Here is a 15221-nt window from a genome sequence, read left to right as displayed (position 1 = left end):
CACAAATTAATGTAATGGAGGTGTTTACAGTGAAAGAGATTTGGAATTGGATACAGTTAGCTTTTGCAGCTGTTGGTGCTTTTCTTGGATGGTTTCTCGGCGGGTTTGACGGATTTCTATATACACTGGTCACTTTTGTAGCTATTGATTATCTGACAGGTGTCCTTTGTGCGATTACAGATAAAAAGCTGTCCAGCGAAATTGGTGCTAAGGGAATTTTCAAAAAGGTGCTCATCTTTGTAATGGTAGGTATCGCTCATATTTTTGATACACAAATATTGGGGAGTGCAGGATACAATGGCAGCGCTTTGCGAACGGCGGTAATCTTTTTCTATCTAAGTAACGAGGGTGTATCCATTTTGGAGAATGCAGGTCATATTGGGCTACCCATCCCAGAAAAACTAAAGGCGGTTCTTAAGCAACTACATGGTCGTGATGAGGAACCTCCTAAGCCAGGTGATGAAATATGATTGACTTAACAAAAGCGGTAACGGTATTCATTGGTCGACGCGGTGAACACAATTACCGAAATATTGAGTTTGATGTATCAAGCCTACTGGAAAATAACTACCCAAGTGCCTCCTTAAATGCGATTTACAAAAGGCCTGATGGGGTTGCATATCCGGTAGTCACGAACTACGCTGATGGTGTCCTTACATGGCAGCCCAATGCAACGGACACATCATTTGTTGGTGTTGGTCGGCTTGAAATAAGGGTTACTTATGGTGATGTGGTTGGAAAGAGTGCAAGAATACTAACCATAGTCGAGGATGCTCTTGTGGATGGAATTGTTGAACCACCAGAACCTCCTGCACAGGAATGGTTAAATAAAGTGCTTTCGGCTTTAGCTGAACTGGATATTGATGAAATAAATAATCTGCTCAACCTCACTTACAATCTATTAAACAACAACTATGATTTGCTAAATACAACACACAATTTGGTTGAGGATACCCGCGAAAATCTATATAGGAGGACAGGTATTCTACTCAATCATTTGCATCCAATAGAAACAGCTAGTGCACCGGATATGATTAGCCGGAGGGCAGCCATCACATTTAGCAATATGGCAAATGGAAACAATGTAGTAATTGGCACGATAACATATACTTTCGTTACAGCTTTGGGCAGTCCAGCTACAAATAATGTGCAGGTTCTAATTCAAGACACCCTTCGTAATACAGTTAAGACACTTGCTAGAGCTATAAGGGGCATTGATGACGAAATGAATATTGCCTATGGAACTGGGACTGATCCAAACCCAATTTGTACAGCTTACTGGACAAGTCAAAGGTTTTCCATAGGTAGTACTACCGTTGAGGCAGGTGAGAGCCTTTTTCTACTTGAAAGAGCAGAAAATGTGACTTCCGCAATACCTCTCTCATCCACAGCAACGGCTATTATTAGTGACTTCACCCGGTCGGCCTATTCAAGATATATTTTGTCGGGTAATGTCTCGGGTTCAGGCGGTGCAAACAGTGTTCGTGGTCCTTTGCACACGATATTACCTATTAATAGTGTGGTTATTGGCGGTCAGGGTGGAGAATTGTATACGACGGCTTATGATTGCCATTTGATAACTCTTTGTCGTCAATCGGATACTAGTGAAAAGGAACTGGACTTGTATATTTCCAATGATGAGGAGACATTCACTAGAATTCAACGGAGTACACCTGTCGGATCGAATACTTCAGCAGAATCCTTGCACATTCATATTCAAATGCGGCAGGCCAGAGTTCCAGCAGGTTATGGACTGTATATCTGTATGGGAAGTGATGGAACATCATCAAATGCTTATTGTGATTTAAAGTTTACCTATCACCTGTACCCTGTCCATCTTACACCTGAGCCAAATGATTAAATGTTGAGGTGATTATAATGAAATTATACAAACTAATACTTACGAACAATGCCTGCTACAAAGCAGGCAAAACAATAAAACCGAAGGGTATAATGGTTCATTCAACAGGGGCTAACAACCCATGGTTGAAGAGATATGTTGGTCCAGATGATGGTTTGCTCGGAAAGAACCAATACAATAATCATTGGAATCAGGATAAACCTGGAGGTCGTCAAGTTTGCGTCCATGCTTTTATTGGTAAGTTAGCAGATGGCTCCATTGCCACATACCAAACATTGCCTTGGAATCATCGTGGTTGGCATGCTGGAGGAGATGCGAATAACACGCATATAGGATTTGAGATTTGCGAGGACGGTCTAACCGATGCCTCGTATTTTTCTGCTGTTTATAAGGAAGCAGTAGAGCTTTGTGTACATCTTTGTAAACTCTATGGACTAAGTGAGAAGGATATCATCTGTCATAGTGAAGGCTATAAGCAAGGTATAGCCAGTAACCATGCGGATGTTATGCACTGGTTTCCTAAGCATGGCAAGACCATGGATACCTTTAGAGCAGATGTTAAGAAACTTCTAAGCGAAGAAGAAAAATCAGCAGAACCAGCGAAAAAGAAATACTACCGTGTACAAATAGGTGCATACACTGTCAAAGCAAATGCTGAGGCACAGCTTGCCAAAGCTAAAAAGGCAGGATTTACGGATGCATTTATTAAGTATGATTAATCAAAAGGGCGAGTTAAAAACAGTATTTCATAAATTTCATCAAGCCTCTCAAATAATATATCAAACTATTAAATGTATGTAGCCTGTGGGGGTTCTTCCCTTGCAGGCTCTTTTTTTATGCTCTGATTCAAATTAAATTCTACAAATCCTCAACTTCGACCTGTTCCCACGGCTATTAGGTAGGAGGTGATTCTCAGTGAATCAGCACGAGGATAAAAAAGTTACGAAGATATCAGATGAAGTTATAGACAAAAGCACTGCACTAAAGAGAGTATCACAGGAACGGTTACAACGTGAGTTTGATTATATCCAGGCAGAAAAATTACTTAGAAAGATGCTCGAAAAAGGCTTAATAACTGAAGTGGAATTCAACAAGATAGACGCACTCAACCGCCAAACTTTCTCCCCTTATTTGGCAGAGATAATGCCCTGAAATCGTTGATATATAAGGGTTTCAGAGGTAATATGTGACCTACCAAGAAGGAGGTGAGAGGATGAAAAAGATAACGAAAATAGAAGGAAATCTTGCCAACTCTTTTATTAAGCCAAAAACACGAGTAGTTGCCTACTGCCGAGTCTCCACAGATAGTAATGAACAGCTAGTCAGCTTGCAAGCACAAAAGGCTCATTATGAGACCTACATAAAGGCGAACCCAGAATGGGAATATGCAGGCTTATATTATGACGAGGGAATCAGTGGCACGAAAAAGGAAAACCGCTCTGACTTGCTTAGAATGTTATCAGACTGTGAAACTGGAAGGATTGACTTAATTATTACAAAGTCCATCAGCCGATTTGCGAGAAATACTACAGACTGCTTGGAGATGGTTCGCAAACTGATCGGCCTTGGGGTTCATATTTATTTTGAGAAAGAAAACATCAATACGGGGACAATGGAAAGCGAGTTGATGCTCTCTATTTTAAGCGGACTTGCAGAAAGCGAATCGATTTCCATTTCAGAAAATACGAAGTGGGCCATTCAAAGACGATTTCAAAACGGAACCTTTAAAATTTCCTATCCACCCTATGGCTATCAAAACATGGATGGTCAAATGATAGTAATTCCTAAGCAGGCTGAAATTGTAAAGTATATTTTTGCAGAAGTGTTATCGGGTAAAGGTACACAGAAAGTTGCAAATGATCTTAATCAAAAGGGTATCCCTTCAAAAAGAGGTGGCCGTTGGACGGCTACTACCATTCGAGGAATTTTGACCAATGAAAAATATACTGGTGATGTACTTTTGCAAAAGACCTATACTGACAGCCATTTGTTAATGGTAATATAAAAATACCCACTTATGGGATTAAAAAATCCCCACCTATCTTTAAAAATATTGTCCTATGTAGTTAAATTATTTTAACAAGTACATAGGAGGAAAGGATATGTTGGGGATAGCAATGCATACAACAATTGAAACACTTTATAAAAAAGGATTGAATAAGTCTCAAATATCAAGGATGTTAAAAATTGATAGGAAGACTGTAAGAAAGGTTTTGACAGCAATAGAAACCGAAGGTGAGGTTATTAAAAAGACTAGGCCATCAATTTTAGATCCACATAAGGAATATATTCAAATTCAAGCAAATAAAGGCCTGACGGCCAAAAGAATACATCAAGACTTAATAAGAGATTTTAACTTTGATGGAGGTTATGACACTGTTAAAAAATATGTTAAAACAATAAAGGATATCCCTTCTAAGGTATACATGGTTCTTCATTCGCAGCCTGGTGAAGAAGCTCAGGTAGACTTTGGTTATATAGGGACTTTAAAAATAAATAACACATATAAAAAAGCTTGGATCTTTGTAATGACATTAAGCTATTCAAGGTATATGTACGTTCAAATAGTATTTGACCAAAGCGTTAAGACCTTTATTGAGTGCCATAAGGCTGCTTTTAAGTATTTTGGAGGCATCCCACAAAATATAAAAATTGATAACTTGAAGGCTGGTATTTTAGAAACCGACTTCTATGAGCCTGTAATTCAAAAAGAATATGCTGCATTTGCATCTTATTATGGATTTTGGGCGGAGCCCTGCAGAGTTTATACTCCTACGGATAAAGGAAAAGTTGAATCATCTGTTAAATATGTAAAAAATAATTGCTTTAAAGGAAGAGAATTTAAGGATGCTGACGAAGCAAAGACTTTCCTAAAAGAGTGGCTTGATAATATTGCAAATAAAAGAATACATGGAACTACTAAAAAAACACCAATAGAAGTATTCACATCTACAGAAAAGAATAGATTATCATCCCTACCAATTGAGGACTTCGTCCTATCTCACAGCAGTGAGTGTCTTGTAAATACAAACTGCCATATCTCCTATAAAGGTAATTACTATTCTGTACCTTATGGGTTTATCGGACAAACTGTTAAAGTAATAGAAATGAATGGACTTTTAAGGATATTTTTATCCGAAAAAGAAATCGCCCTCCATAGTTTGCAGACCAATGAAAAGGGCAACTTTATAACAGATATAAACCACTATCCTAGAAGTAAGAATATCTCTATTAAGGACATTTTGTCAAGACAAAAATTAGAAATGAGTGAAATAGGAATTCATGCACTGGAATTTTATGAGAAATACTTAAATACCAATCTTAAAAATAGAAAATATGACTATAGAGCAATTTCTGGAGTACTCTCTTTAAGAAAAAAATATGATAGTGGAACTATAAATGAAGCCTGTAAAAGAGCTATAACATTTAATGCTATAAGTTATAAAATGATAAAAAACATCTGTGATAAAGGTGTAGTTTGTGATGAGATACCAGCCCAAAGCTATGTTAACTCTGAAGCTACAGAAATCGCAAGAAGTTTGCATGAATATAATAAATTACTATCAGGGGGAGTAGGAAAGAATGAATGATTTACTTTTATCTAAACTAAAAGATTTGAAACTCTCAGGGGTGATTAAAACCATCGATATGAGGAATGAAGAAGCCATAAAAGATAATTTATCTTTCATGGAGTTTATTGAGTTATTGATAAATGACGAGGTATTAAACAGAAAAAATAATGGTAATACTAAGAGAATTTCTAAGGCAAAGTTCCCACAACATAAATCTTTGGAAGAATATAATTTTAATTATCAACCTACGGTTAATAAAAGATTTATTTATAATTTAGGGACTTGTGAATTTATAAGAAAAAAAGAGAATATAGCATTTATTGGCCCACCCGGAACTGGCAAAACTCATTTAGCGATAGCTTTAGGTTTTAAGGCTATCGCCCAAGGATATAATGTTCTATTTACTACAGTTAACCAAATGCTCGAAGAGCTGTATATGTCTAGAGCAGATAACTCTTTTAACTCAAAAATAAAGAAGTACATATCACCAGATTTACTAATATTAGATGAGCTAGGTTTAAAAAAGCTCACACAAAGCAATGTAGATGATTTTTATGAAATTATCGCTCGAAGATATGAAAATGGCTCTATTATCATTACTACAAATAAGGTTTTTGATGAATGGGGAAGGATTTTTTATGATCCAGTTTTAGCTACTGCTATCTTAGATAGATTCATACATCATTGCCACTTTGTAGTTATAAAAGGTGAGAGTTATAGGATGAAACAAAGAGAAAGTATATTAAAAGAAATCTCCTGTGACGAAAGTCACAAATAATTTTTTATCTAAAGTGGGGAATTTTTAGTCCCATTTTTGAGGAATTTTTATTGACAATAACAAGCCATTTTAACAGGCACACCAATTACGGTGAGAAAAATATGTACTTAGTAGAAAACCATCATGAGGCAATTATTAGCCATGAAGATTTTGAAGCTGTAGATGTCGTTCTCAATCAGAGAGCAAAGGAAAAAGGCATCGAAAAGCGCAACAGTAAATATCAAAACCGATATTCCTTTTCTGGCAAAATTATTTGCTCGGAATGTGGCAGTACCTTTAAAAGACGAATTCATTCATCTGGAAGAAAATACGTCGCTTGGTGCTGTAGTAAGCATATAGGCAATATAACGGAATGTTCTATGCAGTTCATTCGAGATGAAGATATAAAGACTGCTTTTGTTACGATGATGAATAAACTCATTTACGGTCAGAAGTTCATATTAAGACCACTTTTGAATGGGTTACGTAACCAGAATAATGTAGCGAGTTTTCGTAGAATTGAAGAGTTGGAAACTAAGATTGAAAACAACATGGAGCAGAGTCAGATGCTGACGGGTTTAATGGCCAAAGGATATCTGGAACCTGCTCTGTTTAATAAAGAAAAGAATTCATTGGAAGCAGAAAGAGAAAGGCTTCTTGTCGAAAAGGATCAACTTACTCGTTCCGTCAATGGGAATTTTACAAAAGTTGAAGAGGTTGACCGTCTGCTTAAGTTTGCAACTAAGTCCCAAATGCTTACAGCCTATGAGAATGAGCTGTTTGAAAATTACGTAGAAAAGATTATGGTATTTTCACGAGAGGAAGTTGGATTTGAATTAAAATGTGGAATCACATTGAAGGAAAGGTTGGTGAATTAGATGGGTCACACACCCTATGGATATAGAATTGAAGATGGAAAGGCTGTTGTAGATGAAATAGCAGCAGAACAAGTAAAAGAATTATTTTCAGGATACTTGGCAGGACTTTCTTTGAAGGGTGCTACTAAAAAAGCTGGGATAGACTGCTACCATGCCACAGCAAGTAAGATGTTGCAGAACAAGCATTACTTGGGCGATGAATTCTACCCTCCAATTATTGATGAAGAGACCTTTGAAAAAGCCAGAGTAGAAAAACGAAAACGAGCAGAAAAGCTCGGAAGGATATGGGAGCCTAAAGATGAACCGGTAAGGGATTACCCTGTAAAGTTCAAAGTAAAACCTCTGGTGCAAAAATATGAAGATCCATACAAGCAGGCGGAATATGCTTACAGTCTGATAGAAAGTGAGGTGTAACAAGTGGCGGTAAGTAGGAATGTAACAGTGATTCCGGCAATTAAACGGGTTGGAAATAATAAAAATAGTGAAAGCAAACCCAAAATACGAGTGGCTGCTTACTGTCGTGTTTCAACGGATAGTGAAGAGCAGGCTTCAAGTTATGAAATTCAGATCGAGCATTATACAAAATATATTAAGAAGAACAAGGAATGGGAACTGGCAGGTATTTTTGCAGATGACGGCATCACAGGTACAAATACCAAGAAGCGTGAAGAGTTCAACCGCATGATTGAAGAATGTATGGCAGGAAAAATTGACATGATTATCACAAAATCCATCAGCCGATTTGCCAGAAACACGTTGGATTGCCTTAAATACATCCGTCAGTTAAAGGATAAAAACATCGCGGTATTCTTCGAGAAAGAGAATATCAACACCATGGATTCTAAGGGTGAAGTATTGCTGACCATCATGGCATCCCTTGCCCAACAGGAAAGTCAGTCCTTAAGCCAGAACGTAAAGCTGGGTATTCAGTATAGATATCAGCAAGGTGAAGTCCAAGTCAACCACAAGCGTTTTCTTGGATACACCAAGGATGAAAACAAGCAACTAGTGATTGAGCCAGAGGGTGCTGAGGTTGTTAAACGGATTTACAGAGAGTACCTTGAAGGTGCTAGTCTTTTACAGATAGCAAGAGGACTAGAAGCTGACGGTATCCTTACAGCGGCAGGCAAAGCCAAATGGAGACCGGAAACACTGAAAAAGATATTGCAGAATGAAAAGTACATCGGTGATGCCCTTCTACAAAAAACATATACGGTTGATTTCCTTTCTAAAAAGCGAGTCAAGAATAACGGCATCGTTCCCCAATATTATGTAGAAAATAGCCACGAGCCTATCATTCCACGAGACCTTTTTATGCAGGTTCAAGAAGAGATGATTCGAAGAGCAAATCTTCGCGGTGGCAAGGGCTGTAAAAAGCGAGTTTACAGCAGTAAGTATGCTTTATCGAGTATTGTTTACTGCGGACATTGCGGTGATATTTATCGACGAGTACATTGGAATAACCGAGGTTACAAATCTATTGTTTGGAGATGCGTCAGCCGATTGGAGGAAAAAGGGTCTGAATGCACTGCCCCTACCATAAATGAGGAAACATTGCAGAAAGCAGTTGTTAAGGCTATTAACGAACTTTTGGCTAACAAAGACTCATTCCTCAAGGTGCTACAGAAAAATATAGCTACTGTATTTAATGGAGAAAATGATAATGCCACTGATGACATTGATAGCAAATTGGAAGAATTACAACAACAGCTTCTTATTCAAGCAAAATCCAAGAATGACTATGAAGATGTGGCTGATGAAATTTACCGCCTTCGAGAATTGAAGCAAAATGCACTTGTTGAAAATGCAGAGCGAGAAGGAAAAAGGCAACGAATCGCTGAAATGACTGATTTCTTGAATAAACAATCCGCAGAGTTGGAGGAATATGATGAGCAGTTGGTAAGGCGGCTTATTGAAAAAGTAACGATATATGAAGATAAGCTCACCGTTGAATTCAAGTCTGGGATTGAGATTGACGAAGAGATATAGAATATTAACCGCCAATTAAGGGCTAACACCCTTTGGCGGTTTTTAATGGATTTTTTTAATTTAAAAGTTGCTTAAAATGACTTATTGTGTTAAAATATATGATGATCCAAATAAGAATTTAGGAGGAACCGAAACTATGACAGCCTCAATGCGTTTAAGATAAGCTGGCAATAAAAAAAGCAGAATCTATCCCCGATGATAGGCTTTTTTGTTGTGCTTATTTATACGATATTGAGCATTCATTAGTTACGGTGAGGATATAGGTTATTAAACTATACCTTTATTTAACTATGTCTTTAATATGAATGTTTCCAAATTGTATGTATGCAGACCAAAAGCCACATTGTGGATTTAGGACTGCATTTTTTATTGCCTAGAATGCTATTCAATATAGAAATTCAAGCAAAATAATATGCAGGAGATAATATCAATGGAAAAATACAACAATTGGAAACTTAAGTTTTATACAATATGGGCAGGGCAGGCAGTATCATTAATCACTAGTGCCATCCTGCAAATGGCGATTATTTTTTACCTTACAGAAAAAACAGGATCTGCGATGGTCTTGTCTATGGCTTCACTAGTAGGTTTTTTACCCTATGCGGTCTTTGGACCAGCCATTGGTGTATTAGTGGATCGTCATGATAGGAAGAAGATAATGATTGGTGCTGATTTAATTATCGCAGCAGCTGGGGCAGTGCTTGCTATTGTTGCATTGTATATGGAGCTACCTATCTGGATGGTTATGGTAGTATTGTTTATCCGTAGCATTGGAACGGCTTTTCACACCCCGGCTCTCAATGCGGTTACGCCACTTTTAGTACCAGAAGAACAGCTTACGAAATGTGCAGGCTATAGTCAGTCTTTGCAGTCTATAAGCTATATTGTTAGTCCGGCGGTTGCAGCACTCTTATACTCCGTTTGGGAACTAAATGCTATTATTGCCATCGATGTATTGGGTGCTGTGATTGCATCTATTACGGTAGCAATTGTACGTATTCCTAAGCTGGGTGATCAAGTGCAAAGTTTGAAACCAAATTTCATACGAGAAATGAAAGAAGGAATGGCTGTACTACGGCAAAATAAAGGATTATTTGCTTTATTACTCGTTGGAACATTATATATGTTTGTTTATATGCCCATAAATGCTTTATATCCTTTAATCACTATGGAATATTTTAATGGTACACCGATGCATATTTCTATTACGGAGATTGCTTATGCCTCTGGTATGTTGATAGGGGGTCTATTATTAGGGTTATTTGGGAATTACCAAAAGCGAATCTTATTAATAACGGCATCCATTTTTATGATGGGGATAAGCTTAACCATTTCAGGATTACTTCCCCAAAGTGGATTTTTCATATTTGTAGTCTGCTGTGCAATAATGGGGCTTTCGGTTCCGTTTTACAGCGGTGTGCAAACAGCTCTTTTTCAGGAGAAAATTAAGCCTGAATATTTAGGACGTGTATTTTCTTTAACTGGAAGTATCATGTCTCTTGCTATGCCAATTGGGTTAATTCTTTCTGGATTCTTTGCTGATAGAATCGGTGTAAATCATTGGTTTTTACTATCAGGTATTTTAATTATTTGCATTGCAATAGTTTGCCCAATGATAACTGAGATTAGAAAATTAGATGCAAAATAAAATAAAGGAGTGTGTTCGTATGATATATAATATTATTCAATCAGTGACAGAAAAATTATCCTCTTTGCCTTATATAGAAGGCATCGTATTAGGGGGATCCCGTGCAAGAGGTACCCATACAGAGGATTCTGATATAGATATCGGAATTTATTACAATCAAGAATCATTTGACCTGACAGCGATTAACCAAATTGCTACAGAGTTGGATGATGAGAATAGAAACAACCTTGTTGTACCTCCCGGAGCGTGGGGTGATTGGATCAATGGCGGCGGATGGTTAGTTATGAACGGGTATCATGTTGATTTGATTTTACGTGATATAAAACGGGTGGAACAAATAATCAAGGATACGGAGCAAGGAATTGTTACTGCAAATTATCAGACCGGGCATCCCCATGGTTATATAAGTGCTATGTATCGTGGAGAATTGGCTATCAGCAAGATACAATATGCTAAAAATGAAAGCTTATGCGAATTAAAAAATCAGGCGGAAATTTACCCTGGTGCTCTAAAGAAGAGCTTGATAAACTTTTTTTTATTTGAAGCAGAGTTCTCTTTAATGTTTGTAAAAGCAAATGCGGGAGCAGAGGATAAATATTATATTGCAGGCCATGTTTTTCGTATTATTTCATGCTTAAATCAAGTACTATTTGCATGCAATAATGCTTATTGCATTAACGAAAAGAAAGCTATAAAACTGCTTGAAACTTTTGAATATAAACCTAAAAAATATGCCGAAAGGGTAAATCATATTTTTGAAGTACTCGGTCTTTCACTTTTTGAATGCTACGATATGACCGAGAAGCTTTATAAAGAAGTGAAAAAAATTGCAACGGAGATAAATAACTTTTTAAACGAGGGGGAATTCAGATGAAAGAAAACAAATATGATGATAATATATTTTTTCAAAAATACAGTCAAATGAGTCGCTCACAGCAGGGACTAGCCGGTGCAGGAGAATGGGAAACATTGAGAAAGCTGCTGCCGGATTTTAAAGATAAGCGTGTGCTTGATTTAGGATGCGGCTATGGATGGCACTGTATTTATGCGATGGAACACGGAGCGTCTTCTGTTGTAGGTGTTGATATTTCTCATAAAATGCTCGAGGTAGCCAAAGAAAAAACACATTTTCCACAGGTTGAATATAAATGCTGTGCTATAGAAGATGTGGAATTCCCAGAGGAGAGTTTTGATGTAATATTAAGTTCACTTGCGTTTCACTATGTAGCAGATTATGAGATTTTAGTAAAAAAGATATATAGAATACTGAAGTCTGGTGGTAAGCTAGTTTTTACGGTTGAACATCCTGTTTTTACTGCCTATGGAACACAAGACTGGCATTATAACGAAAAAGGAGAAATACTGCATTTTCCGGTGGATAATTATTATTATGAGGGCAAACGGACAGCTGTGTTTTTGGGAGAAAAGGTTACAAAATATCATAGAACACTGACCACATATCTAAATACACTGCTTTCAAATGGTTTTATAATAAATCATATTGTGGAGCCGCAGCCGCCGGAAAACATGATGGATATTCCGGGGATGCAGGATGAAATGCGCCGTCCCATGATGCTGATTGTATCGGCGAACAAAAAAGTGGATAGATAGAACTAAAACACCTATAAGGTATAAATGGAGGTAATTTATGTTTAAAGAAAAAATTATTATAGAGATGAAAGAAGTATTCAAAGAAATTCCTTTTGGCATAGAGCATACTCTCAAAGTTTTGAAAAATGCAGAAGATATAATGAAAGGAGAAAATATCGGAGAGGAAGAAAAAGAATTCATCAGTATTATTGCTATACTACATGATATTGGTGCGGTTGAAGCACAAAAAAAATACGGTTCTATTGATAGTGTCTATCAAGAAAAGGAAGGACCAGAAGTAGCGAAAGAAATATTAAAAAAGGTAGGCTATAACAAAAATATTGATAGAATATGCTTTATAATAGGCAACCATCATACTCCATCTAAAATTGATGGACTTGATTTTCAAATACAATGGGAAGCTGATTTGCTTGAAAATTTAACGGTTATGGATAAAGAAAAAGAACAGGAAAAGATAAAAAAGTGTATAGATGAAAACTTTAAAACAAACACAGGAAAAAGGATAGCTTATAATCGCTTTATTTTAGATTAGTAGTAGATTATTACAGTTATGTATTTTATATCGCAAAGAAAAAATAGTAGTTAAGTTTAACCCTAGATAATAAGCAGCAAAGGAGTGCGATAAGATGATATCTAATAATACCTCCATGCCTACAACGGATGATGAGTTGCAAAAGAATACGGTTGGTTGTTAAGGATTCTGCTGATGAGTCATCCTACGTTCCAGTGTTGGAAGCGGCCGGATATGTGCTACAGATTCGAGAACCTGACTGGTTTGAGCATCGTTTGTTTAAAGGACCGGATACCGATATTAATCTGCATGTGTTCAGTTTGGGCACATCAGAGATTGATAGAATGTTACGCTTCCGTGATTGGTTGCGGACTAATGATACTGATCGGGACAAATATGCACAAGTCAAACGAAGCTTGGCAAAGAATAAATGGAGGCATGTCCAGCACTATGCGAATGCTAAAACATCAATAGTACAGGAAATCATGAAAAGAGCGAATAGTAATAATGCTTAAGGAGAGTGTCATGTTTTCTTGGTTTGTTATAGGAGGTTATATCAATGAAAAATACAGTAGATAATTTGTCGAAAAGTAAAGTTATTTTAATGTGCGGCCCTGCGGGAGCAGGTAAATCAACACTAGCAAAAAAATTTGAAAGTACCGGGATGACAATACTATCTTATGATGAAGAATCATTCAAACGAGGTTTGAATGAACATCCTTTACCTCAGGAGGTTTTAGAAGATATTAAAACCTATCTTGATGAAAAACTAATTTCACTTATCATGCAAAACATTGATATTGTTCTCGATTATTCATTTTGGTCTAGAGAAATGAGAAATGAATATATTTCATTATTAAAGAAATACGACATAGAACCCAAAATCTATTATATAAAGACACCTAAGGAAGTTGTTATGGAACGTATTCGAAAAAGAAACGGAAATCATCAAAATGATATCATATTGACGGAGCAAACAGCTTCCACTTATTATGATCATTTTCAACCCCCAACTGATGAAGAAGGTGAAGTTATAGTAGTCGAGGGATATTAATATTGTGGTTTTAGGCATGGAAATTGTACTAGATGATAAGTTTTGTCAAATTTTTTGAAAGATATACTTCCAACAAGGGGATACCAGCTTCAGGTGATATCATTATTGTCATCTCAGAGCAGGGGGTAGTATTGATTCAGCCGGAAGAATAAGTGGCGATGCAATGAAGACGATGAATGCATTATTGAAATTACAGGAAAAAAACTTACTGAAATACGTTATGTTTATTCTTTTGACAACTCTACTCAATCATGATTATGCAATTAGACACGTTATTTTTTATCATGAATGGATATGTTCCCGTCTACCGATAGTGCTAAAAACGCAGTGGATATGTTTCCGAGAACGAACATACTCAAATGACATTCATTCTGTCCTCTCAAGCCACGTGGAGAGTATAATTCTGATGACGTATTGTGGTGACAAGGAGAAAAAATAAGGATTGACCACAACATGCAGTGGTTAGGGGACGAATTTTGGGTCAAAAATCAGTGGAAAAACACCGTTTTTTGACCCTTAAAAATAGGATAAAATATTACTAGAAAAGAGATTAAGAGAAAATCTTGGTCTTTTTTATTTTATTAATATCTTTAAAAATTGAAGATATATGTTGACATATGAAATATCTCATGATATGTTATCAACATATAGACCGACAGTCGGTCTAAAATGAAATGGAGGAAACTATGAGAGTTATAAAAGAATATGATGAAAGAAAAAAAGAGATTCTTGATATATCTGAAAGGCTATTTCGTATAAAGGGATATGGGAAATGTACCATCATGGACATAATTAAAGAAGTTGGCATTGCAAAGGGTACTTTTTATCATTACTTTAAATCAAAAGAAGAAGTTTTAGATGCAATTGTATTGCGATATGTAGATATTGTTAGGAATAATGCTGAAGAGATACTTATAATAGAAAATATAAATTCAGTAGAAAAACTTATGCGTACATTTATGGCTATGCAGATAACTAACCAAATTGACAAAGACTTGCTTGCCAACATGCATAAGGTTGAAAATGCTCTGCTACATCAAAAAGTATTAAATCAACTAGTTACAACAATGACTCCAATACTGGTAAAAGTTATTGAAGAAGGAATAGAAGAGAAAGTTTGGAGTTGCAAGTATCCTTTAGAGTATATGCAAATTTTTCTAGTAGCGTCATTGACATTAACAGATGAAGGAATTTTTGAGTTAGATTCTGATTCGCAGATGAGTGTTATGGCTGCGATGATATCGATGTTGGAAAAAATGTTGAATGTACCTGAAGATTGTTTTATGAAGTTATTTATAGAGAGTTTTGGGAGAGGGTGAAAATATTGCGATAAAAGAAAG

The 15221-nt window shown here is 36.5% G+C and carries 16 protein-coding genes and 1 pseudogene; all 17 read left to right on the top strand.

The features are described 5' to 3' along the window. Positions 1-29: 29 nt before the first annotated feature. The 17 genes and pseudogenes from ACWW38_RS06385 (at position 30) to ACWW38_RS06305 (ending at position 15200) form a co-directional block, all read left to right on the top strand. Positions 30-470 (top strand): phage holin family protein, encoded by a 441-nt coding sequence (locus ACWW38_RS06385; RefSeq protein WP_265446286.1) that lies wholly within the window; start codon positions 30-32, stop codon positions 468-470. After that, complete coding sequence (locus ACWW38_RS06380) at positions 467-1861, top strand: hypothetical protein (RefSeq protein WP_138202867.1); 1395 nt, start codon at positions 467-469, stop codon at positions 1859-1861. The genes ACWW38_RS06385 and ACWW38_RS06380 overlap by 4 nt, the downstream gene beginning before the upstream one ends. Before the next feature lie 17 nt (positions 1862-1878). Then, on the top strand, positions 1879-2580 hold the full coding sequence (locus ACWW38_RS06375; protein WP_012102968.1) for an N-acetylmuramoyl-L-alanine amidase: 702 nt from the start codon (positions 1879-1881) through the stop codon (positions 2578-2580). 229 nt (positions 2581-2809) lie between these two features. Next, positions 2810-3013: an SHOCT domain-containing protein gene (locus tag ACWW38_RS06370; RefSeq protein ID WP_049759170.1), complete on the top strand. Its 204-nt coding sequence runs from the start codon at positions 2810-2812 to the stop codon at positions 3011-3013. A gap of 61 nt (positions 3014-3074) precedes the next feature. Then, positions 3075-3848: pseudogene (locus tag ACWW38_RS06365) on the top strand (recombinase family protein); the annotation flags it as partial. A gap of 130 nt (positions 3849-3978) precedes the next feature. Beyond that, complete coding sequence (gene istA, locus ACWW38_RS06360; RefSeq protein ID WP_456260430.1) at positions 3979-5451, top strand: IS21 family transposase; 1473 nt, start codon at positions 3979-3981, stop codon at positions 5449-5451. Next, positions 5444-6211: an IS21-like element helper ATPase IstB gene (gene istB / locus ACWW38_RS06355; protein WP_456257365.1), complete on the top strand. Its 768-nt coding sequence runs from the start codon at positions 5444-5446 to the stop codon at positions 6209-6211. The genes istA and istB overlap by 8 nt, the downstream gene beginning before the upstream one ends. A gap of 101 nt (positions 6212-6312) precedes the next feature. Then, positions 6313-7068 (top strand): zinc ribbon domain-containing protein, encoded by a 756-nt coding sequence (locus tag ACWW38_RS06350; RefSeq protein ID WP_456259954.1) that lies wholly within the window; start codon positions 6313-6315, stop codon positions 7066-7068. Next, a complete protein-coding gene (locus tag ACWW38_RS06345) occupies positions 7069-7482 on the top strand; it encodes a recombinase family protein (RefSeq protein WP_027625356.1) in 414 nt (137 codons plus the stop codon). A gap of 3 nt (positions 7483-7485) precedes the next feature. After that, positions 7486-9057, top strand: a complete 1572-nt coding sequence (locus tag ACWW38_RS06340; RefSeq protein ID WP_027625357.1) for a recombinase family protein — start codon at positions 7486-7488, stop codon at positions 9055-9057. Between the two features lie 430 nt (positions 9058-9487). Further along, positions 9488-10705, top strand: coding sequence for a macrolide efflux MFS transporter Mef(A) (gene mef(A), locus ACWW38_RS06335; protein ID WP_027625762.1), 1218 nt, complete (start codon positions 9488-9490; stop codon positions 10703-10705). Positions 10706-10724: 19 nt separating this feature from the next. Beyond that, the gene (locus tag ACWW38_RS06330; RefSeq protein ID WP_027625761.1) at positions 10725-11579 is read left to right on the top strand and encodes a nucleotidyltransferase domain-containing protein; all 855 of its coding nucleotides are present in this window, start codon (positions 10725-10727) and stop codon (positions 11577-11579) included. Beyond that, positions 11576-12316 carry a class I SAM-dependent methyltransferase gene (locus ACWW38_RS06325; RefSeq protein WP_008766909.1) on the top strand — a complete coding sequence of 247 codons (741 nt, stop codon included), beginning with the start codon at positions 11576-11578 and terminating at the stop codon, positions 12314-12316. Before ACWW38_RS06330 ends, ACWW38_RS06325 begins: the two co-directional genes overlap by 4 nt. 37 nt (positions 12317-12353) lie before the next feature. Continuing rightward, complete coding sequence (locus tag ACWW38_RS06320) at positions 12354-12848, top strand: HD domain-containing protein (protein ID WP_456259953.1); 495 nt, start codon at positions 12354-12356, stop codon at positions 12846-12848. Positions 12849-12976: 128 nt separating this feature from the next. Further along, positions 12977-13342: a GrpB family protein gene (locus tag ACWW38_RS06315; protein ID WP_242855620.1), complete on the top strand. Its 366-nt coding sequence runs from the start codon at positions 12977-12979 to the stop codon at positions 13340-13342. 44 nt (positions 13343-13386) lie between these two features. After that, complete coding sequence (locus ACWW38_RS06310) at positions 13387-13881, top strand: AAA family ATPase (protein WP_002337568.1); 495 nt, start codon at positions 13387-13389, stop codon at positions 13879-13881. Positions 13882-14567: 686 nt separating this feature from the next. Next, a complete protein-coding gene (locus tag ACWW38_RS06305; RefSeq protein WP_456259952.1) occupies positions 14568-15200 on the top strand; it encodes a TetR/AcrR family transcriptional regulator in 633 nt (210 codons plus the stop codon). The last annotated feature ends 21 nt before the right edge of the window (positions 15201-15221 follow it).

This window comes from Clostridium sp. JNZ J1-5, from assembly GCF_053901425.1.
Note: the sequence above shows the minus strand (reverse complement) of the source record. Positions and strands in the feature narration are given on the sequence as shown.